Consider the following 20,211-nt stretch of genomic DNA (forward strand, 5'->3'; position numbering starts at 1 on the left):
AAAATGATATATTTGAATTAAAGTATTTCATAATTTGAAATACTGGTGTTGTTATGGATCATAAGCATTTACATTACTTTTTGGCGTTGGCAAAAACGCTTCATTTTTCTCGTGCCAGTGAGTTGTGCCACATAAGTGCGCCTACTTTAAGTCGTAATATTAAGCAGTTAGAAGATGAAGTAGGGGTGATGCTGTTCCAGCGAGATAATCGCAGTGTCAAACTTACTCGCGAAGGCGTTGCATTTAAGGAGTATGCTAGTGCAACGCTCAGTAATTGGCAGCGTTTTAAGGCCAATTTAAACGAACCGCAACAACATATTTATGGCAATGTGAGCCTTTATTGCTCTGTTACTGCATCTTATAGTTTTTTGCATCATATTTTGGAGCAGCTCAGGGCTCAGCATCAGCATATTGAAATCACCTTAAATACGGGCGACCCTGCTCTGGCAATAAATCGTGTATTAGACGGTCACGAATCCATGGCTATTGCAGCTAGGCCCAGTAAATTACCTGCACAAATTGCATTTGTAGATATTGGTTATTCGCCACTGGTATTAATTGCGCCCACTATTCAATGTCCGATCACAGAAAAACTAGCTAATAACAGCGAGACTATTGATTGGTCAGAGCTTGAATTTATTGTTGCTGAACAAGGGTTTTCACGACAAAGGTTAGAGCAGTGGTGGCGAAAAAGTAACGTGCAAGGAAAAATCTATGCACAAGTCGCTGGGCATGAGGCTATGGTATCTATGGTGAGTTTGGGCTTAGGTGTGGCCATGATCCCAAAAATTGTTCTCGATAATAGCCCTTTAAACGATAAAGTTCAGATTTTGGATAGTAAAGATGAGCCCCCACAAGGGTTTAAAATTGGCTTGGCGGTATTACACAAAGAATTAAATGATCCTGCGATTAGTGCGCTGTGGAATATTGCTCAAAATATGGGGGAAAACATAATATAGGCTTGTTGAATGATAAAAAACTGTTAATATAAACCGCTAATACTTATGTGTTTATTAACATCTTTGTTGTGATGTCTGAGAGTTTCGATTATGGATAATACTGCCTCACTTGCTCATTCTGCCCAGTGTTTAAAAAAAGCCATTCCGCTTATGGTGAAGTACAAAATGGCGGTAACGCCGATTAATTATGCAATTTGGTATTGCTATGTACAGGGCGATAATCCACAACTAAATACAGAGCTTGATAGAGTTATCGGTCAGCACAATACTTGTTCTGCTCAAAGTGCACAGGAAATATTCGATAAATATATAAATGATGAAGAGTTAGCGTTTTTCCAACAAATGTCTGAAAGATTTCATAATACGGTAGAGCAAGTACAGTTTGATTTGAGTGATTCTATTCAATATTCAAAAAGTTTTACCACCTCGTTAGTTGACTCACAAAATGAGTTAAAAACACTCTCTAGTATAAACTCATTTAATGAAATTCTCTCTTGTGTAGAGCGTTTAACAGACGAATCAATTGCAATGCAAGATTATGCTCGCGGCTTCCAAACTAAATTAGCGCAAGCATATAATGAGATTAAAGATTTAAAAGAAGCCCTCACTATGACTCAAGAAGCGGTTGATAAAGATTCGCTAACGGGGTTATTAAATCGCGGTAAATTTGATACCGATATAGTTGAGTTTTGCCTTCATGCATCTTCACAAGATGAGCAAGCTAAGATAGCCGTGTTAATAATGTTAGATATTGATCACTTCAAGCGTTTTAATGATGATTTTGGCCATCAAAAAGGTGATGAGGTTCTCAAGCTTGTTGCCCAAAAAGTGCAAAATAGTGTGCAAGAACAATATAATGCTTATCGTTACGGTGGTGAAGAATTTTGTATTACGGGTTACTTTGATAGCATTAATGATGCGATGACATTTTGTAATCAGTTGCGTTTGAGTATTGCTAAATTAACCATTCGTAAAAAAGAAGATAGCAATAATAAACGTAATATCTCAGCAAGTTTTGGTATTGCTTTAATGGAGCCCTTTAGTAAGAGCTGTTTGTTAGTAGAAAAGGCCGATAGAGCACTTTATTTAGCTAAAACTCATGGTCGAAATCGAGTTGAAATAGCCGCCAATTTGTAAACGTGTTCCGTTTGTATCAAATTTGTTAATGATTGTAACCTTCTAGAGCTTGTACTTATACTACTTGCTACTATAGGGTCAAAGCCACTTTATAAACTAGTGAATAACTCCATGGCGTTACATCTGAGAATAAAAATATGCATTTTATTGGTGTTGTTTAGCGCTAATGCGATTGCTCAGACGCAGCAAAATATCACTACTGATGAACTTAAAATGAGTGTCAGCTTAGGGGTAGGGGTGATCAGTAATCCTTTATATGGAGCAGACAATATTCCTTTAGTGGTTGTCCCACAAGTGGCTTATTATGGCCAAAATTGGTTTTTTGATAACGGTCGTTTAGGCTACTCTTTTATACAAAGTCATACGCATAACATTAGCTTTGTGTCTGAGATTAACCCAGAATCACGGTTTTTTATTGATTGGCACCCGCAAAATATATTCCCGCTCACAACAATGTCTAATAACGAAATATTAGAATCACAAGATGTTGAATCTCCGCGCCAGATTAATATTAATAATATTCAAAAAAGACGAGTAGTACTGGATGCTGGCGTCAGTTATGTTTTTGTAAAACAACAACAGGTATTTTCTGCGCAATTATTGCATGATGTAAATAGTGTTTATAATAGCTACAGAGGATCATTACAATGGCAATACCATTTTGATCTTAAGTTGTTAGAACTTAAATCGACGTTAGGCGTTAACTACAAATCAGCCAAACTAAATAATTACTTTTATGGCTTAAACAGCGCAGAATTTTCATATGGTAAAATAGAAGTTGGTAGTAGCTGGCAACCTTATGCTAAAATCGACGCCCGTTGGCCGGTAGGTAAAGCCAACGCACTTCGTTTTCATTTAGCATATTATGACTATTCAGCAATGGATAGTAGCCCGCTATTTGAACATGACTATTCAATGACCGCCTTTATAGGATTCGAACATACATTTTAATATGAAGTGTTTTATGTTGGTTGTGTTTGCAGCTTCATTTTTTAGCAACCCAAGTGTTGCAAAAGCCCCTTCACTTAACGTATCACCCAAAGTCTGTGTGGTTTCCGAACAACAAGAGTTCTGTGATCTTGAGTTAAAATTTAAGTGGCAATTGCCTGAGCCAATCGATGTGTGTTTATACCAGCAAGATACTCAATTGAAATGTTGGCAAGGGGTAAAAAAAGGGCAACTTAGTTATAAAGCGCGTGTTCAGGTGGAGACCATATACTCCCTGATTAATCCCCTTACAGGTGTATCATTAGCGAGTGTGCAAGTAGAAGTGCAAACTGCATACGCGAAGAAGAAACATCGGCTACGCTCACCTTGGAGCTTTTTTTAATTTAGGAGCAATAAATGCCAAAGATATTACTTGTTGAAGATGACCTAGGGTTGCAACAATTAACCAAAGACTATCTTGAGCATAATGGCTTAGAAGTTGACGTATTAGATCGCGGAGACGAAGTGTTTCCTTACCTGAGTGAAAACGATGTTGATTTAATCATTCTAGATGTGATGCTGCCAGGTAAAGATGGCTTTAGCGTGTGCCGCCAAGTGCGCGACAAATACACCTTACCTATTTTAATGCTTACTGCAAAGGGCGAAGATTTTGACCAAGTTATTGGCCTAGAGCTCGGGGCTGACGATTACGTTATTAAACCTGCGGAGCCGCGCGTGTTGTTGGCTCGAATTAGTGCATTATTGCGACGTGGACAGCCTAGCGTAAGAGCCATTGAGGAGCTTAAGTTTGGTGATTTATCAATAGATAAAACCAGTCGTATTGTAAAGTTAAGCGGTGTAGAAATCGTATTGACCTCACATGAGTTTGAATTACTGTGGTTATTAGCTTCAAATGCAGGAGAAGTACTCAGCCGAGAACATGTGCACCAACATATGATTGGACGTGAGTACGACGGGCTCGATAGAACCGTTGATGTACGTGTATCTCGAATTCGTAAGAAGCTTGGTGATAATAGTGATAAGCCATACCGTATTAAAACGGTGTGGGGGCAAGGCTATTTATTTGTATCAGATGCGTGGGACATGTAATTAATGCAAGGTATTAGGCTAGGTTAATGGGGAAGCTATTTATAAGCCTTTACGTGTATATTATTGCCTCTTTGTTTATTGCCAGTGGTGTTATAGAGCAGCTTTGGCCGTATGATGAATCTGAGCAACATGTTTTGTTAGATGATGAATTTGGGCAGTCATTATGGCTGCTCTCTCAAACGGCAGATGGTCTTGAACAGCTAAAGCATAATTTTGATAGTCAAGTTATCTCTCAGCAAGATTTAGTTCTCCCTCCTGAGCAGCAATTACAATTAGCTCAAAATAATTACCTTTACTTGTATGATAAGCAGCAACGTATTGTTTGGTATGTTACTTTAAATAATTCTCAGTTGTTACAAGTAGGTCCTGTAGGTGTCAAAGCTAAAAACACTGGGACCGTAATACCTTATTTATTGGTGCTATTTATTATTAGCTTACCGATAGGGTTATGGAGCTTATTGTTATGGCGAGACTTTGCTAAGCTCAGCCAAGCCTGTGAAGCCGTCGGAGGCGCGCAAGATTTTCAATTAAGCGACCGCTCTAAATCATTTTTTTTACCCATCACTGATACGTTGCAAGTAATGCAGCAGCGGATTGAGTTTTTATTGAGTGCTCAACAGGAACTGACCTCATCAGTGTCACATGAGTTTAGAACACCATTAGCGCGTTTGAAGTTTGCAATCGCGATGTTAGAGGATAAAACTCAGGACATCAAAGCACAGCACTATTTATCTGATATGCAAATGGATATTCATGAGCTGGAATCCTTGGTATCAGAAATGTTGGAATACGCTCGTTTAGATACACAGCAACCAAGCTTACAATTGGCTCCTTGTGATATCGTTGCATTAATTAAAGCCAATATCGAAAAAGTAAGTTTTGATACCCCTATTAAATTAACAACAACGCTACCGAGTCAATTCATTTACGTATGTGATAGTCATTTTATGTCGCGAGTGCTACAAAATTTAATTAGTAACGCACTAAAACATGCTACGCAAACTGTGCATATTAGTTTAACTGCCAACGCCGAAAAGTTATTTCTGGTTATTGAAGATGATGGCCCAGGTATTGCGGATGCTGAACGTGAGAAAGTGTTTAAACCTTTTACCCGTTTAGATAAAAGCCGTGATAAAAAAACCGGTGGGTTTGGATTAGGGCTAGCAATTGTAAATAAAATTATTAGCTGGCATAAAGGGCAGTGTAAGATTGAAGACTCACCACTGGGTGGGGTTAAGTTTATTATCACCCTCGACAACTAAATCCCAAACAATAAAAAAGCGCCATAAAGGCGCTTTTTTGCGGTTTAAAACCAAAAAATCAACAAGTAGCAAATAGATAGACAGACCATTTATAGAAAAGTTCTATTTTATTTACTATTTTTTTCTAGTAATGGCATCAGCATTTGCTCTAAGCCATTAAGCTTCACTTCGTACATCATTGCGAGCTGAGAGCCAAGCTTGCTATCAGGAAAGCCTTGTTGTTTAAACCACACTAAATATGGCTCAGGCAGCAAAAGTAAAGGGCGTCCCGCATACTTGCCAAATGGCATAATGGTGTTAATCGCTACTTTTAGTTGTTGAGGATCCATTACTGGCATCTTTTATAAATAATGGGGGTAAGTGTAAGGGATTTTAAGGAAATAAAATAGGCTGTAACGGGCAAGTAACAGCCTATTGATAGAGGGAGTAGGCCCTCTAATTTGAGAATCTTATTGGTCACTTAAAAGCAAGGGGTCCGTTATTTGTCTTTTATAAAACACAAACTTAGGTATTAGCTTTATTCAACCAACACAGACATTTTACCTGATTTTTTCACCAATAAAATACTCAGATGTAAAGGAATGTAAATGCAATCTATTTGCATCTAAGCCCGATTACGGAAACAAGGTTTGCTTTACATGCTCCGCAAAACCGCTACCAGCCTCTAAATAAAAGTTATAAGTAGAATCTATTCCCATATCTTCTAATTCTTTTTGCTGATCGGGGTAGTTAGCAATCGCAGTTACTTGCCCTTTATAGCCTGATGCTTGTAATTGCTCTAAAGCAAAAATATTTTGCATATGCTTAGGCATAGTTAACATAACCATTTCCACATGAGAGTGATTAACGCGCTGCCAAAAATCAGGGTCGGTGGCATCGGCAATTAATACTCTGCGTCCACGTTTAATATGTTTATCGACCACCTCAGGTTTAATATCAATACCTGCAACTACATCAGGGTGAGTTGCGTTTATTGTTTCATAGGCACCAGTGCCAATTCTACCCATACCAAAGATCACTATTTTCGTATCATTTAAGTTTACAGGAAGCTCTTCTGCTAAACGGGTCTTGCTTTCAAACTTCAATAAGAGGCGTTCAATTTTAACGTACAGCTCGTTAGAGCGTTTATTTAAAGGGGAGGCAATCACAAATGTAATTGATACGGCAATCGCGATAACCGCGAGCCATTCAGAGGTAACCATGCCGCTAGATGCAGCAACTGCACAAACAATTAAGCCAAACTCACTAAAGTTAGCCAAACTAAATGCGGTGAGTAAAGAAGTACGAGCACGCAGTTTAAATAAGTTAGTTAGTATGTAATAAAGCAGCGTTTTAACAGGAATAACCAATACTAAAATTAAAGCAACGACTAAAGAGTGGGCAGTAAGTTCTGCGCTTAAACCAATACTTAAGAAAAAGCCAACCAGTAATATATCTTTAAGGCTAAGCAGCGATTTAGACAGCTCACCTGCTTTTTTGTGAGGGGCGAACATCATGCCAATGATCAATGCGCCTAAATCACCTTTTAATCCTGCGAATTCAAAGGCATTGTACCCAGCTACCAATGCAAAGAAAAAGCCAAATAGCGGCAGCAACTCACCGTGTTTAGAGCGGTTTAAAACCCAGTACATAATTGGGCGAAACAAAGGTAGTGCAACAATTAACCCTAAAGCCCAAATGTTCGGTACTTTACCTGTACTGACCGCTAAGAATATGACTGCAAATATATCTTGCATAACCAAAATACCAATGGCTATTTTACCGTGCAAACTTGCCATTTCACCGCGTTCTTCAAGTACTTTTACAGCAAATACCGTACTGGAAAAGCTCAGAGCAAAGCCGACTAACAATGCACTTTGCCAGCTTAAATCGACAAATAATGGCAGTGCGAATACACCAAGCAGCAACATGAAGCCACTAAACAATGCGCTACTTAAAATAATATGTATGGTGGCAGGAGCCCACACTTGTGGTTTTATAAGGTTAGCAATTTTTAGTTTGAGGCCAATACTAAAAAGTAGCAGTGTGACCCCTAAAGAGGCAATCGTTTCGAGTAGCTCCGTGCTTTTGTAACCCGCTAAATTAAGAATAAATCCGGCCATAAGAAAGCCGATAAGCGGCGGTAATTTTAGCTGATATATACCAAAACCGCAGACGAAGGCGGTAGCAAAATAAATTAGTTCCATAGTTATTAGTATCACTGCACTTGGCATTGTAGTGTAGCGAAAAACAATGCTTATTGACAATTTATCTACTTATTTCCTACTGCTAATTGGCTGATAGTGAGTATTTATCACCTGATTGCTAAAACACCTTTATGTATGCATAAAGGCGGCTGTGAAGTACAAAAAACACACATAAATGGCTGGTTTTATGGTAAACAGCATGTAAATAGCAGTTTTTCGCTGACAAGCGCTTTTAAATGTGGTTAAGATGCCATAACGAAGGAGTTTAAGTGTAAGCAAACAAGTGTATTGCTTAGCTTAAGGAGAAAATATGTTTAAAAAGATTTTAGCATCGGTAGGCATTGGTGCCGCCAAGGTGGATACTATTTTAGAAACCGAGCATCTTCAGCCTGGCCAACTATTCAATGCACAAATTGTTATTAGTGCAGGTGATGTAAGTCAAGAAATTGCGGGTTTAGATTTAATGTTAGTTACTCGGGTTAAAGTAGCCAGTGAAGACGGTGATTACTTTACTAATCATGTTATTGATCAATGGCGCATAACTGACATTGGTACTGTTGAGCCTGGTGAAGTTAAAACTATCCCGTTTGAAGCCCGTTTGCATTCAGAAACACCAATTACTGAAATTAATGCCGGTTATAACCAGTCTTATGTGTGGTTAGAAACAGGGCTTGATATTGACCTTGCGCTTGATCCAACAGATAAAGACCATTTGCACATCTATCCGAATGAAGCAGTTAAAACCTGTATGCAAGCAATGGAGAAGCTAGGATTTAGTTTAGTTAAAGCAGATGTAGAGCAAGGCCATTTACGTGCTTCTACTTTTCAATCTGTGTCTGGGTGTTATCAAGAGCTTGAATATCAACCAAATAGTCGCAGCTTATTTGGCATAAAGGAAATTGAACTGTCGTTTATTCCTGAAGCGCATAAAACGCATGTACTGATTGAGTTAGACAGAGCATTTAGAAGTGACGGTTATGTCGATTTAACTATCGAGCATGATCATGTTAACTTATCTCAGTTATGTGATCAGTTAGAGCGATTATTTGCTTAATAAGATTATGGGGCCTTTTAGTAAGGCCCTGTAATAATAAAAGGTGTTTAAATGGCGTTTAAATGTGAGCCATTCTCTGCGCTCGACTCCCAAACCCTGTTTGCAATAATGCGTGAACGTGTTGACGTATTTGTTGTAGAACAAGCGTGTCCTTACCCCGAACTTGATGATGTGGATATTGCAGATGCTACTCGCCATTTGTATTCACTCAATAGGCAAACAGTAAATGCCTATGCTCGTTGTTATGAGAAAGATGCACATTATAGTGCGATAGGGCGTGTTTTAGTTGCTCAATCACAGCGCAGCTCTGGTTTAGGCAAAGAATTAGTTAGCCAGGCTATTGCCTGTTGTAGAACTCAGTGGCCTACTCGTGATATTTATATAGGCGCACAAACCTACCTACTGAATTTTTATCGCTCATTTGGTTTTGAGTGTGTTGGGGAGGAGTACTTAGAAGATGGCATACCCCATCAAGATATGATTTTAAAGCAGTAGATAATTCTTAATAAATAAAGGCCCACATTAGTGGGCCTTTATTTTACTAGCTAAGTAAAGAATGTAAAAATACTAAGCTAATTGCGATAGGGCATACAAATTTAGTGTACCAAGGCCATACTTTCCAAAATAAGGTGTTATGTACTTCAGGGTTACCTTGCTGGATTGCTTTGAGCAGTGATGACCTATACCAGATCCACCCTACAAAAATACAACACATAAGTCCTAATAAAGGTTGCGCGACTTTAGTTGTTAAGGTGATCACTAAACCAAATAACGTGCCTAAGTTGCACACTATGGTAATACTAACTATGGCAATTAAAGCACCTATTAACCATGTGGCTTGCACACGCTTCATTGCAAAGCGCTCTACAGTGTACGATACCGGCGCTTCAAGCATTGAAATTGACGAGGTTAGAGCGGCAATACTCATTAATGCAAAAAAAGCAAAGCCAACAAATAAACCCACACCACCCATGCCATCAAATAAGGCGGGTAAAACCTGAAATACTAAGGTGTCTTCTGAAAGCAGTTTACCTGTTGTTGACGAGAATATTTCAACACCTTGGGCTTGTGCAACATACATCGCGGGGATAATCAGTAAGCCTGCTACAAATGCGATGAATACATCAATAAGCGTAACATAAGCCCCCAAAGAGACGAGGTTTTCTTTTTTACTGATATATGAGCCATAGATAATCATTACACTGGTACCCAGTGACAATGAAAAGAAGGCCTGTCCTAGTGCACTGACTAATAAGGTGGGATCAAAAATAGAAGAAAAGTCAGGGACTAGGTAAGCTTTTAATCCCTCAACAGCGCCTTCTTGAGTCATTACATAGGCAATTAAGGCAAACAAAATACCGAGCAAAGCAGGCATTAAACGTTTTGACCATTTTTCAATACCATTTTCAACACCGCGGCTGATAATAGCAACGGTTAAAATAATAAATACCACAGTAAAAAGAATGTTACGTGTAAGTGACTGTTCACTTAACCAAGAAGATGCCGCATCTGCGCCTATGAGAGTAGTAACCGGCTCTAAAGTTGCACTTAACATCCAACCAGCAACAATCGCATAAAAGCTTAGTATAAAGCCTGCACATAAAATCCCGCCAAAGCCAACAGCAAATGCAAACTGCTTTTGCCAAGGTTTAGTGGTTAATTTAGTTAGTGAAGAAACCGCATTAGCTTGTCCATGACGACCTATCATCAGCTCTGCCATTAAAGCAGGATAGGCTAAAAAGAAGGCCAGTACTAAGTAAGCGACTAAAAAGGCAGCCCCGCCATTACTTGCTGTTTGTGTCGGGAAACCCCAAATATTACCAAGCCCAACAGCAGATCCTGCCGCAGCCATTATAAAACCAAAGCGGGAGCTAAACTCACCTCTTACTGCACTCATATTATTTTGCTTCTCTATTTTTTCGACGCCGTGACAATCTACTGGAATTGTAAAAAAATAAAAAGTGCTTATTTGACTTAGTCGCACAATTATTGCGTTTTATTTTCAGATATAAATAACACGTGCATTTTTTGATTATAAATAGCACGATTTCTTTAATTATATTGCGTTAGTTAGAACGGATGGTACTTGTTTAATTAATATCTAAACCGCGCAATCGTAAGTGTAAAGCAGGCCCCACCAAGGTGCTCACTTTTACTCACTTCTATTGAACCATGATGCCAATCGGCTACTTTGGCAACGATAGCCAATCCTAACCCGTAACTGTTGTCACTGCGATTACGGTGGCTGCGCTCACGGAAGAACGGGCTAAATACTTTTTGATTGTTTTCTTGAGCTATGCCTGGGCCATCATCGGCAATGCTGATCACTAGAGTGTGCTCTTGTAGCGAGGCGGTTACTTTAATGTGATGATGTGCAAAATCGCAGGCATTATTAATTAAGTTAGCGATCGCTCTTGCTAGCCAATGTAAGTCAGCAAAAATAGTATGATCATCACATTCTAAAGAAATATTAAGCGAACGTGCGGTTATTCTTGGTTCAAGCTGCAGCACAATGTCACTTAGATATTGTTTAAGGTTTGCTGATGAGTAAGTGAGTTTATTGGCATTTTGTTCCAAAGTAGCAAATGCTAAGTAGCTTTTTAACATTGACTCCATATGATCCAAATCGGTTTCCATACGGGTTAGGTAATGCTTTATTTTGCTCTCATCATGGCTATCAAGTGCAGCGTCAACACCAAAGCGTAAGCATGCTATTGGGGTTCTTATATCATGGGACAGGCTTGAGGCCATCAGTTTATTTTCAGCTACTAACTTTTCAATTTGGCTTGCCATGCGGTTAAAGGTCAGTTCCACATCTTTAATATAGGTAAAGCGAGAGGGCTTAATTCGGGCTTTAACATTACCGGATGCGAACTGTTTTGCCGCATCATTTAATACTGTAAGACGTTTTGCTAAAGGGGTAATAATAAAACCCATAAAAACACATAAGCCAGTATAAAATAACAAAGTTAAAATTATGTCGTTTCGCTGTGTGCTCTCGTAAGGCTTATCTAAACGCATGGTTAAATGGTAAGGGCTTAATGCATCATTAGTGTAGAGCATGTAAAAGCCTTGCTCGTCCTCGAGTATTAACCCGCCTTGAGTTTGCATTTTATCTAATAGCGCTGATGGTAATGCTAGCGACTGATTTAATTTGTAGTTAAGAGTCAGGTTAAAATCTTTGGCTAACTTAGTTACCTGTTCTGGTCGTGCCTGTGGCTTTATAGCTGTGAGCTGTTTACTTAACCCGACAATAATCTGGCTTTGTACACTAAACTCATCCAAAGGTGCATGTGCTTGTTGGCTAAATGCATCAATAAGCCAACCTAAAACAATAATTGAAAGCAGCGCACTGCCTAGTAGTGAAATATAAAACTTTTTCATTGATGCTATTCCATAATAGGCTGGGTGTATTGAAGTGACTTTTATTATTGTCGCGCTTATTATTTAAGCGCTCAGGCATTAAAACTTACCACGCTGTAGTCACAAACAAATAACCACGCCCCCAAATAGTTTTTATTTTTTCTGGTTTTTGCGGATCATCATTAAACTTTTTACGCAAAGCAGAAATAAGCACATCAACGCTTCTATCTAGGCCGTCATACTCCCTGCCTTTGGTTGCTTTAAACACCGCATCACGTGATACAACTTGCCCAGCGTTGCTCGCTAAATAATGCAGTAATAAATACTCTGCGCTTGAAATATTCACATCTTGCTGGTTGAGTGTAACGTTACGAGATTCGGTATTAATACTTAATTGACCAATATTGATCATGCTCTCTTGAGCATCAGTTTTAGGCGTGTCGCTGCTGTAGCGTAAAGCCGACTTAATACGAGCAAGCAGTGCACGAGGGCGAACAGGTTTTATAATGTAATCTGTGGCACCGACTTCAAGCCCAATGACCTCATCCATTTCTTCATCTCGTGCGGTGAGCATAATTATAGGGGCTTGATAAAAGCTACGTAACTCACGGCATACACTGATACCATCAAGACCTGGTAACATAATATCGAGTAAAATAAGTTGTGGGTTTAAATGCTTTACTTGGCTTATAACTTCATCACCGCGATGACATACATGCACAATATAGCCTTGCTCAGTTAAATACTCAGTTACCCATTGTGCAAGAGAGATATCATCTTCAACCAGTAGAATAGTACCGTAATTATCCATAAGCTTTCTTCGTATACCTGAATGATGTTTATAGTGTGTGGCTAAAATAACCGCCAGCGCCGCTTTTTTTGTCTATTTTGATACACCCATTGTAGTTTAACTTCGCTTACAGCAATCACTTGTGATGTATTACTATCAAACAGCTCAAATGAAATGCTCTGGGTTGAATCAAAGGCGTAATTAAGTGAGCCTTGTCGCTGTTTAAGCCAGCACTGCATAATGTATTTTGAAGTCGCATCGCGTAAACAATAATTTCCTACCTCTGGTTGCTGCCACGATAAGACAACATCGGCATAACATTGACGCCCTTCACGTAAGGCTACACAGGTATCGGGAACAGCAATAAGTTCACTGGGTGGTTGTGTAGTGGCTGCAAGCAAAGAGCCCGAATATGTAAACAACAAACAGTAAAAAAATCTAAAGTACATAACGCAGGCCTACCTTGGCTTTGTGTTGATATCCTTGGGAAATAATTGGGCTGTCATCAATTTCTTTTGAAAACCAAGTGGTTAACCAGCCTGCTAAAAATACCCAATCTTGATTGATGGGGTATTCGGCATGAAATTCAAACATAATACTGGTACTGGCATCGGTACTATAAATAGGGCGTGCTGCGTTTGCTTCATCGCTATCAATACCAAAGTAATAGTTTGTAAAATCAGCAGAGTAGGCACTTAAGCCAATACCGGAGCGAAACTCCCAATTGCGCCAAGGTTGAATATGGCTGAAAAACACATTGGCAACCCAACCATTATGAGCACCGCTTATATCATGTAAATATTCAAATGAAACTTGTGAGTTTTCAAATCGGCGTGTTAATCGAAGGCCGGTGTCAAAATCATAGTTACGCTTTTTTATACCACGCAGTGGATCAATTATTCCGTCGTTATAAAAGCCTAAACCTTGTTCATCAAAACCTGCTTGAATGTTGGTGCCTAATAAATCAAGACCCCAATCATATTTGTTAATTAAGCTATAGCCTAAAACAAGTCCACCGCTGAGCTGATTATGGTCAAAATCTAGATAAAAATTATCGTAAGAAACTGCAATACTCAAATCTAGTTCTGCACCAACATCATAGGAGTTCATGCCAACTAAATAAGAGTCTTCAATGTAATAACCTGCGCCAGCGCTCCAATCCCAGGCAAACCCAGTGGTGGGTTCCAAAGTGTTATCGGCATAGTAACGATTACTGGCGCTGCTTTGGGCACTAAAAATAGCGGCAACTAATAAGGCTGCACAACCAAAAGACTGTTTAAGAGAAGTATACGTCATCCTTGGAACCTTAATTAGAGTTTGCTAAAGGGGCTAGGGTCTGTTGACCTTTGCGGATTAAAATTTGTTCAAACTAGGGGCGATTTAATCGCGGCGCGAGGTTTGTAACCTAGTGGGCTAAGTAAAAACCGAGCAACAAAGAGTAAATCGCCCCTAGGCAGAACCCTTCGGGCTGCGTCTGTTTGGCATTGATGCTGCGTTATCGCCTATTTATGGGGAGCAACCACACCACAAAGGCTCTGCCTTGCCTAAATACCAAACAGAGTGCTGCAAATTTAACCTTGAAAGGTCAACAGACCCTAGTATATTGTCAAACTATTAGCTAAATCTGTAAAAAAATGTAGCGGTCGTCCTAACAACTACTGAACTTTAATTTTATCAATAAGAATACTGCTTAAGTAAAATTGCATCATAGGTGTTAGAGCACTTATTTCGGTGCGTGTACATGGCCCATTTAATTTAGTTAAACGACTTAATTTTGTAATGGTTTTATACGCAGGGGCCGTTACTTCATTATTAAGCTCAGCTCGTTTTAGGCGAGCCTGTTCGGTGTTGTGCTTATGTATAAATGCAACAACTTCTAGCTCATTAGTGATCTTCTTTTCTTCGCTAAAGCTATAAACAAGGGGTTCACGATGGAAGCTTGCACTATCAATTGATGATTTAGCAAACCACACCACATCGCCCGATGCTTTGTGAGTAAGTCGCATACTAACTTGGGCTAATATATTGGCGCATTGTTGGGACGGAAATTGCTGGGCTACTTTTGAAAATAATGAATATGGTTTTTCTGGTTGCGCTAGGGTGTACTTAGCGTCATCTATAAATTCAAGATCAACTTGATGAATTGCTAACGTATAATCGCTATTCTCGCTAGTGGTCACCTTAAGCTGTTTATCAATTAAGGCTTGGCTTATTTGAGAGACCAAAGTGTCGGTAACACTTGCACGGTCTACGATTACTCTAACAGTTTGATTTTTTTTCACGTTGTGGGCGGGTAATTGCACCGACTTCACTTTTGGTGAAGCATGCTCACCTTCATACTTTAACTGGTAAGTTTGGCTCTTGAGCATAGGCTTTGCAGGCATAACTAAAGGTTCTGCGGGTTGTTTAACGACAGCACAACCTGACGCTGATATTATAAAAAGTGATACAACTAAAAAACGCATAAATATTTTACATCCACTCAAAAGCCATTAATCGGACATATTGTACGTTAGTCCGAGTAAAAGTTCATGATATTATAACGGTTGATTATGACTAAAAAAGAAAAATTAGCTAAGAATGAAGTATTTTAACACCTTACCCTTTTACTTTTTTGCCGTGCTCCTTATCGGGACGCATTTACAGGCGAGCGCAAGCACAGATCCTGATTGGGAAGCATTTGTTAAAAGTTATGGACGCTATACAGAAAAAAAACTAAAAATAAAAAAAATCCCAGGAGGGGCGCTATCCATTGTCAACTCACAAGCGCGTGACTACATCCATACTATGGGCAATACAAAGGTGCGCGGTGGGCAAAAAATCAACCCGCACACTCGATTTCGTTTAGCCTCCGTATCGAAAACATTTGCAGGGTCGTTAGCGGCTAAACTCGCAAATGAACAGCGGCTCAATCTTTATTTACCTGTTAGTTATTATTTACCGGATTTTAAGCAAACTGGCTATAAAGATGATTTAAAAGTTTTTCATATTTTAAGCCATTCTAGTGGTCTAGTGCCTAACGCTTACGATAATTTAATCGAATCGCGGATGGGTTATAAGGACATTGTTGAAAAACTATTGAGTGTTAAACCCATTTGTGACCCTGGTGATTGCTATGGCTATCAAAATGTAATGTTTAGCTTAATAGACGACGTAATTTTAAAAAGTACCAACAAAACCTATACCCAGTGGCTTAATGAGGCGTTTTTTACTCCCCTAGAAATGAATGATGCTAGTTTGGGTTACGATGCCATGGTGCAGGATAATAACTATGCACACCCTCACGTGCGTGGAAAAAAACGTTGGTATAGCGCCCGCTTAAAAAAGAATTATTATAAAGTTGCACCCGCGGCAGGGGTAAACGCCAGTGCGTCAGATATGGCTATTTGGTTAAATGCGCAATTAGGGCAATATCCATCGGTATTATCCTTAGATGCATTGGCCACGCAAACACGCCCTTATACTCATACTAAAAAAGAACGCTACAGACGAGTATGGCGAGAGCACATGAACGAAGCCTACTATGGGCTAGGCTGGCGTGTGTATGACTATGATGATGAAACGCTTTATTATCACAGTGGTTGGGTGCAAGGCTACCGCAGTGACTTAGTGGTTTTTCCGCACTTAAATGTAGGGTTTAGTTTAATTTTAAATGCAGAAACTGGGCTCATTAATGAGCTTACTACGGAGTTCATAGACCGTTTATTGGCATACAAACGAGGTAAAAAACAATGAGTACATTGATAAAATCAGCATGGGCAGTATTACTATTACTGCTGTGCCACCCTGCTTTTTCTGCGCCTGAACAGCTTTATTTGTTTCGTCATAGTGAAAAACAAACAGGCAATGATCCATTTTTAACAGAGCGAGGGCAAGTACGTGCTGAGCATTTGGTTTCGCTAGTTAAAGCCCATCCAGACATTACGTTATACAGTAGTAACTATAACCGAACATTAAGTACTGCAGCGCCTTTAGCTAGGTATTTTAATGTTAAAGTTATAACTTATAATGCTGCTGATTTAACGACATTGAAAAATCAGTTGTTAGCACAAAATGGTGTTGTGGTGGTTGTAGGGCATAGTAATACCACACCGCAATTGGCTTCGTTATTGAGTAACCAAACTATTGAAAATATGAATGAGGGGCAGTTCGGGCACTATTACTCACTTATTAGGCTTGAGCATGGCAGCTATAAAGCGAACTTGCGAATAATGGATTTTTAATTATATATAAAAAAACCAGCCACGGCTGGTTTTTGTATCATTTATAACGGATTGTTAGCCGCGAGGTAACTGAATTTTTTTCTCAGGGCTTTGACGGTAAAGCACAATCGTATGGCCGATTGTTTGTAGTTTGGTAGCTCCTGTTTCGCGAACTATGGCATCAAAAATAAGCTTTTTTGTTTCACGATCGTCAGTTGGCACTTTCACTTTAATTAATTCGTGAATTTCTAGTGCGCTTTGGATTTCAACTACTACGCCTTCGGTTAAACCGTTAGAACCTAGTAAAACTACAGGCTTAAGGCTATGTGCCTGACCTTTTAAAAACTGCTTTTGTTTGTTTGATAATGTCATGATATTACAAATTTTGCTGAATATGGCTTGAATTAAGGGTATTCTAACGCCATCTAGAGAATATTACTAATTAGTTGCGTGTTAATTTATGACAAATAAAAAACAGTCAGCCAGTTCACAGCGTTGGCTTAAAGAACATTTTGATGATAAATATGTTCAAGAAGCGCAAAAAAAAGGCTGGCGCTCTCGAGCTGTTTTCAAATTAGACGAAATCCAAAACAGAGATAAGTTATTGCGTCCAGCAATGACAGTGGTTGATTTAGGCGCAGCCCCAGGGAGTTGGTCACAATACTTAGCAGAAAAAGTAGGTGACAAAGGCCAAGTGGTTGCGTGTGATATTTTACCTATGGATTCATTAGCGGGTGTTGACTTTTTACAAGGTGACTTTCGTGAAGAGGCCGTACTTGATGCATTGTTAAAACGCATTGATGGTAAAAATGTAGATGTGGTATTGTCTGATATGGCACCTAACATGAGTGGTAATAACTCGGTTGATCAGGCGGGTAGCATGTACTTGGTTGAGCTTGCACTTGATATGTGCCACCAAGTTTTAAAGAAAAATGGCGCGTTTATTGTTAAAGTATTCCAAGGTGAAGGCTTTGATCAATATTTGCAAGATGTACGTAATAGTTTTAAAGCAGTGAAGATACGTAAACCGGATGCCTCGCGTCCCCGTTCTCGGGAAGTATATATAGTAGCGACTGGATACAAACTGTAGTACAGTTGCTTGGCGTTTAGTTGAATTTAAATTAATTGGATACAAGAGGTTAACCCCTTGAGCGATATGGCGAAAAATCTAATACTCTGGCTGGTTATTGCAGTTGTGCTTATGTCAGTATTTCAGAGCTTTAATGGCGGCGATCAAGTTGATCGTCAAACAAGTTACAGTCAATTTGTTAAAGATGCCCGCAGTGGCTCTATACAAGAAGTGTCTATTGAAAGTGGCAGTGGCACAATTACTGGCATAAAAAATAGCGGCGAGCGTTTTCAAACGATTATGCCGATCTATGATAAAGATATTTTAAATGATTTGTTAAAAAGCGATGTAAATGTCAAAGGTGTAAAACCTGAGGAACAATCGTTTTTAGCAAGTATTTTCATTTCTTGGTTCCCTATGATTCTGCTAATTGGTGTGTGGATTTTCTTCATGCGTCAGATGCAAGGTGGCGGTGGCAAAGGCGCCATGTCATTTGGTAAGAGTAAAGCCCGCTTAATGAGTGAAGATCAAGTCAAAACGACTTTTGCTGATGTAGCTGGCTGTGATGAAGCCAAAGACGATGTAACCGAGCTGGTGGACTTTTTACGTGACCCTTCTAAGTTTCAAAAATTAGGCGGTAGTATTCCTAAGGGCGTACTTATGGTTGGCCCTCCTGGTACAGGTAAAACATTACTTGCTAAGGCGGTTGCCGGTGAAGCAAAAGTACCGTTTTTTACTATTTCAGGTTCTGATTTTGTTGAAATGTTTGTGGGTGTTGGTGCATCACGTGTACGTGACATGTTCGAACAAGCTAAAAAAGCAGCGCCTTGTATCATCTTCATCGATGAAATCGATGCAGTAGGACGTAAACGTGGCGCAGGTATGGGTGGCGGTCACGATGAACGTGAGCAAACACTTAACCAAATGCTAGTTGAGATGGATGGCTTCGAAGGCAATGAAGGTATTATTGTTATTGCTGCGACTAACCGTCCGGATGTTCTAGATCCAGCATTACTTCGCCCTGGTCGTTTTGACCGTCAAGTTGTGGTTGGCTTACCAGATATTCGTGGTCGTGAGCAAATTCTAAAAGTACACATGCGTAAAGTACCGTTAGGTGATAACGTTGAAGCGGCAGTGATTGCTCGTGGTACACCTGGTTTCTCAGGTGCTGATCTTGCTAACTTAGTGAATGAAGCGGCTCTTTATGCAGCACGTGGTAATAAACGTGTTGTTAGTATGGCTGAATTTGACGCTGCAAAAGATAAAATCATGATGGGTGCTGAACGCAAGACCATGGTGATGAGTGAGCAAGAAAAAGAAATGACTGCTTACCATGAAGCAGGCCATGCCATCGTTGGTCGTATGGTGCCTGAGCACGATCCTGTTTATAAAGTATCTATTATACCACGTGGCCGTGCGCTGGGTGTGACGATGTATTTACCAGAGCAAGACCGTGTTAGTCACTCTAAAGAGCTGCTTGAGTCTATGATTTCTAGCCTCTATGGTGGCCGTATTGCAGAAGCCATTATTTATGGTGAAGACAAAGTAACTACCGGTGCAAGTAACGATATCGAACGTGCAACTGACATTGCTCGCAAAATGGTTACACAATGGGGTTTAAGCGAAAAGCTAGGTCCATTACTTTACGCTGAAGATCAAAACGAAATGTACATGGGTGGCGGCGGTGGTCGTTCTATGAGCATGTCGGACGAAACGGCCAAAGTAATTGATGCAGAAGTGCGTTTGTTCTCAGACCGCAACTATCAACGTGCAGAATCAATATTGAAAGAAAACATTGATATTTTACACGCAATGAAAGATGCACTGATGAAGTATGAAACTATCGATGCGAAACAGATTGATGATTTAATGGCGCGTCAGCCAGTACGTGAACCACGTGATGCGCATGACCGACATGAAGCTAAATCAGAAAAAGAAGAAGTTTCTAAAGATAAAGCAGTTGATGAAATACAAAAACCAACTAGCGAATCTAAAAACGACGACTCTAAAAAAGATGAATCTAAAAAAGATGAAACAAACCTTGATGATAAAGCTGAATAATCGTTAAAATAACAAATCCAAAAGCCCCGAATTTCGGGGCTTTTTTGTATCAGTTTGCTGTAATTAACTCAAATTACACTTAACAAACACA

At 39.5% G+C, this 20,211-nt stretch carries 21 protein-coding genes; 12 read left to right on the forward strand and 9 right to left on the reverse strand.

From position 1 onward, the window contains the following. Positions 1–53: 53 nt before the first annotated feature. From ilvY to ACZ5WS_RS07950, 6 genes are all read left to right on the forward strand, one after another. Positions 54–959: an HTH-type transcriptional activator IlvY gene (gene ilvY, locus ACZ5WS_RS07925; protein ID WP_178956394.1), complete on the forward strand. Its 906-nt coding sequence runs from the start codon at positions 54–56 to the stop codon at positions 957–959. A 90-nt stretch (positions 960–1,049) separates the two neighbouring features. Continuing rightward, complete coding sequence (locus ACZ5WS_RS07930; RefSeq protein WP_464707500.1) at positions 1,050–2,096, forward strand: GGDEF domain-containing protein; 1,047 nt, start codon at positions 1,050–1,052, stop codon at positions 2,094–2,096. 111 nt (positions 2,097–2,207) lie between these two features. Next, the gene (locus tag ACZ5WS_RS07935; RefSeq protein ID WP_464707503.1) at positions 2,208–3,047 is read left to right on the forward strand and encodes a MipA/OmpV family protein; all 840 of its coding nucleotides are present in this window, start codon (positions 2,208–2,210) and stop codon (positions 3,045–3,047) included. Between the two features lie 13 nt (positions 3,048–3,060). Next, positions 3,061–3,426 carry a DUF3019 domain-containing protein gene (locus ACZ5WS_RS07940; RefSeq protein WP_138605353.1) on the forward strand — a complete coding sequence of 122 codons (366 nt, stop codon included), beginning with the start codon at positions 3,061–3,063 and terminating at the stop codon, positions 3,424–3,426. Between the two features lie 14 nt (positions 3,427–3,440). Then, positions 3,441–4,133, forward strand: a complete 693-nt coding sequence (locus ACZ5WS_RS07945; RefSeq protein ID WP_138605355.1) for a response regulator — start codon at positions 3,441–3,443, stop codon at positions 4,131–4,133. 26 nt (positions 4,134–4,159) lie between these two features. Further along, on the forward strand, positions 4,160–5,395 hold the full coding sequence (locus ACZ5WS_RS07950) for an ATP-binding protein (RefSeq protein WP_138605357.1): 1,236 nt from the start codon (positions 4,160–4,162) through the stop codon (positions 5,393–5,395). Positions 5,396–5,502: 107 nt separating this feature from the next. On the opposite strand, the gene ACZ5WS_RS07955 is transcribed toward ACZ5WS_RS07950, so the two are convergent. Together ACZ5WS_RS07955 and ACZ5WS_RS07960 are read right to left on the reverse strand one after the other, a co-directional pair. Then, positions 5,503–5,724 carry a DUF3820 family protein gene (locus tag ACZ5WS_RS07955; protein WP_010387988.1) on the reverse strand — a complete coding sequence of 74 codons (222 nt, stop codon included), beginning with the start codon at positions 5,722–5,724 and terminating at the stop codon, positions 5,503–5,505. 285 nt (positions 5,725–6,009) lie between these two features. Then, a complete protein-coding gene (locus ACZ5WS_RS07960) occupies positions 6,010–7,581 on the reverse strand; it encodes a cation:proton antiporter family protein (protein WP_010387989.1) in 1,572 nt (523 codons plus the stop codon). 310 nt (positions 7,582–7,891) lie between these two features. On the opposite strand from ACZ5WS_RS07960, the gene ACZ5WS_RS07965 reads away from it, so the two are divergent. Further along, on the forward strand, positions 7,892–8,635 hold the full coding sequence (locus tag ACZ5WS_RS07965; protein WP_109874306.1) for a sporulation protein: 744 nt from the start codon (positions 7,892–7,894) through the stop codon (positions 8,633–8,635). Between the two features lie 51 nt (positions 8,636–8,686). After that, positions 8,687–9,130, forward strand: a complete 444-nt coding sequence (locus ACZ5WS_RS07970) for a GNAT family N-acetyltransferase (RefSeq protein ID WP_138605363.1) — start codon at positions 8,687–8,689, stop codon at positions 9,128–9,130. Between the two features lie 46 nt (positions 9,131–9,176). Here the strand turns inward: ACZ5WS_RS07970 and ACZ5WS_RS07975 are convergent, their stop codons facing one another. The 6 genes from ACZ5WS_RS07975 to ACZ5WS_RS08000 form a co-directional block, all read right to left on the reverse strand. Beyond that, positions 9,177–10,532 carry a sodium-dependent transporter gene (locus ACZ5WS_RS07975; RefSeq protein WP_198523522.1) on the reverse strand — a complete coding sequence of 452 codons (1,356 nt, stop codon included), beginning with the start codon at positions 10,530–10,532 and terminating at the stop codon, positions 9,177–9,179. Between the two features lie 197 nt (positions 10,533–10,729). After that, positions 10,730–12,019 carry a sensor histidine kinase gene (locus ACZ5WS_RS07980; RefSeq protein ID WP_138605365.1) on the reverse strand — a complete coding sequence of 430 codons (1,290 nt, stop codon included), beginning with the start codon at positions 12,017–12,019 and terminating at the stop codon, positions 10,730–10,732. Between the two features lie 85 nt (positions 12,020–12,104). Next, a complete protein-coding gene (locus ACZ5WS_RS07985; protein WP_054201686.1) occupies positions 12,105–12,809 on the reverse strand; it encodes a response regulator in 705 nt (234 codons plus the stop codon). Between the two features lie 41 nt (positions 12,810–12,850). After that, positions 12,851–13,237, reverse strand: coding sequence for a DUF3019 domain-containing protein (locus ACZ5WS_RS07990; RefSeq protein ID WP_464707529.1), 387 nt, complete (start codon positions 13,235–13,237; stop codon positions 12,851–12,853). Then, positions 13,227–14,084 (reverse strand): MipA/OmpV family protein, encoded by an 858-nt coding sequence (locus ACZ5WS_RS07995; RefSeq protein WP_138605367.1) that lies wholly within the window; start codon positions 14,082–14,084, stop codon positions 13,227–13,229. Before ACZ5WS_RS07995 ends, ACZ5WS_RS07990 begins: the two co-directional genes overlap by 11 nt. A gap of 359 nt (positions 14,085–14,443) precedes the next feature. Beyond that, on the reverse strand, positions 14,444–15,253 hold the full coding sequence (locus ACZ5WS_RS08000) for a hypothetical protein (RefSeq protein WP_464707535.1): 810 nt from the start codon (positions 15,251–15,253) through the stop codon (positions 14,444–14,446). Between the two features lie 115 nt (positions 15,254–15,368). Between ACZ5WS_RS08000 and ACZ5WS_RS08005 the strand changes: the two genes are divergently transcribed. After that, a complete protein-coding gene (locus ACZ5WS_RS08005) occupies positions 15,369–16,523 on the forward strand; it encodes a serine hydrolase domain-containing protein (protein ID WP_178956390.1) in 1,155 nt (384 codons plus the stop codon). Continuing rightward, on the forward strand, positions 16,520–17,011 hold the full coding sequence (locus tag ACZ5WS_RS08010; protein ID WP_464707541.1) for a SixA phosphatase family protein: 492 nt from the start codon (positions 16,520–16,522) through the stop codon (positions 17,009–17,011). Before ACZ5WS_RS08005 ends, ACZ5WS_RS08010 begins: the two co-directional genes overlap by 4 nt. Before the next feature lie 54 nt (positions 17,012–17,065). Here the strand turns inward: ACZ5WS_RS08010 and yhbY are convergent, their stop codons facing one another. Continuing rightward, positions 17,066–17,362 (reverse strand): ribosome assembly RNA-binding protein YhbY, encoded by a 297-nt coding sequence (gene yhbY / locus ACZ5WS_RS08015; RefSeq protein ID WP_008112687.1) that lies wholly within the window; start codon positions 17,360–17,362, stop codon positions 17,066–17,068. 88 nt (positions 17,363–17,450) lie between these two features. Here yhbY and rlmE point away from each other — a divergent pair, with 88 nt between their 5' ends. Both rlmE and ftsH read left to right on the forward strand, forming a co-directional pair. Further along, positions 17,451–18,080, forward strand: coding sequence for a 23S rRNA (uridine(2552)-2'-O)-methyltransferase RlmE (rlmE, locus tag ACZ5WS_RS08020; RefSeq protein WP_010388002.1), 630 nt, complete (start codon positions 17,451–17,453; stop codon positions 18,078–18,080). A gap of 57 nt (positions 18,081–18,137) precedes the next feature. Continuing rightward, positions 18,138–20,120, forward strand: coding sequence for an ATP-dependent zinc metalloprotease FtsH (gene ftsH / locus ACZ5WS_RS08025; protein WP_464707546.1), 1,983 nt, complete (start codon positions 18,138–18,140; stop codon positions 20,118–20,120). The last annotated feature ends 91 nt before the right edge of the window (positions 20,121–20,211 follow it).

This window comes from Pseudoalteromonas sp. 11L1 (assembly GCF_055397545.1).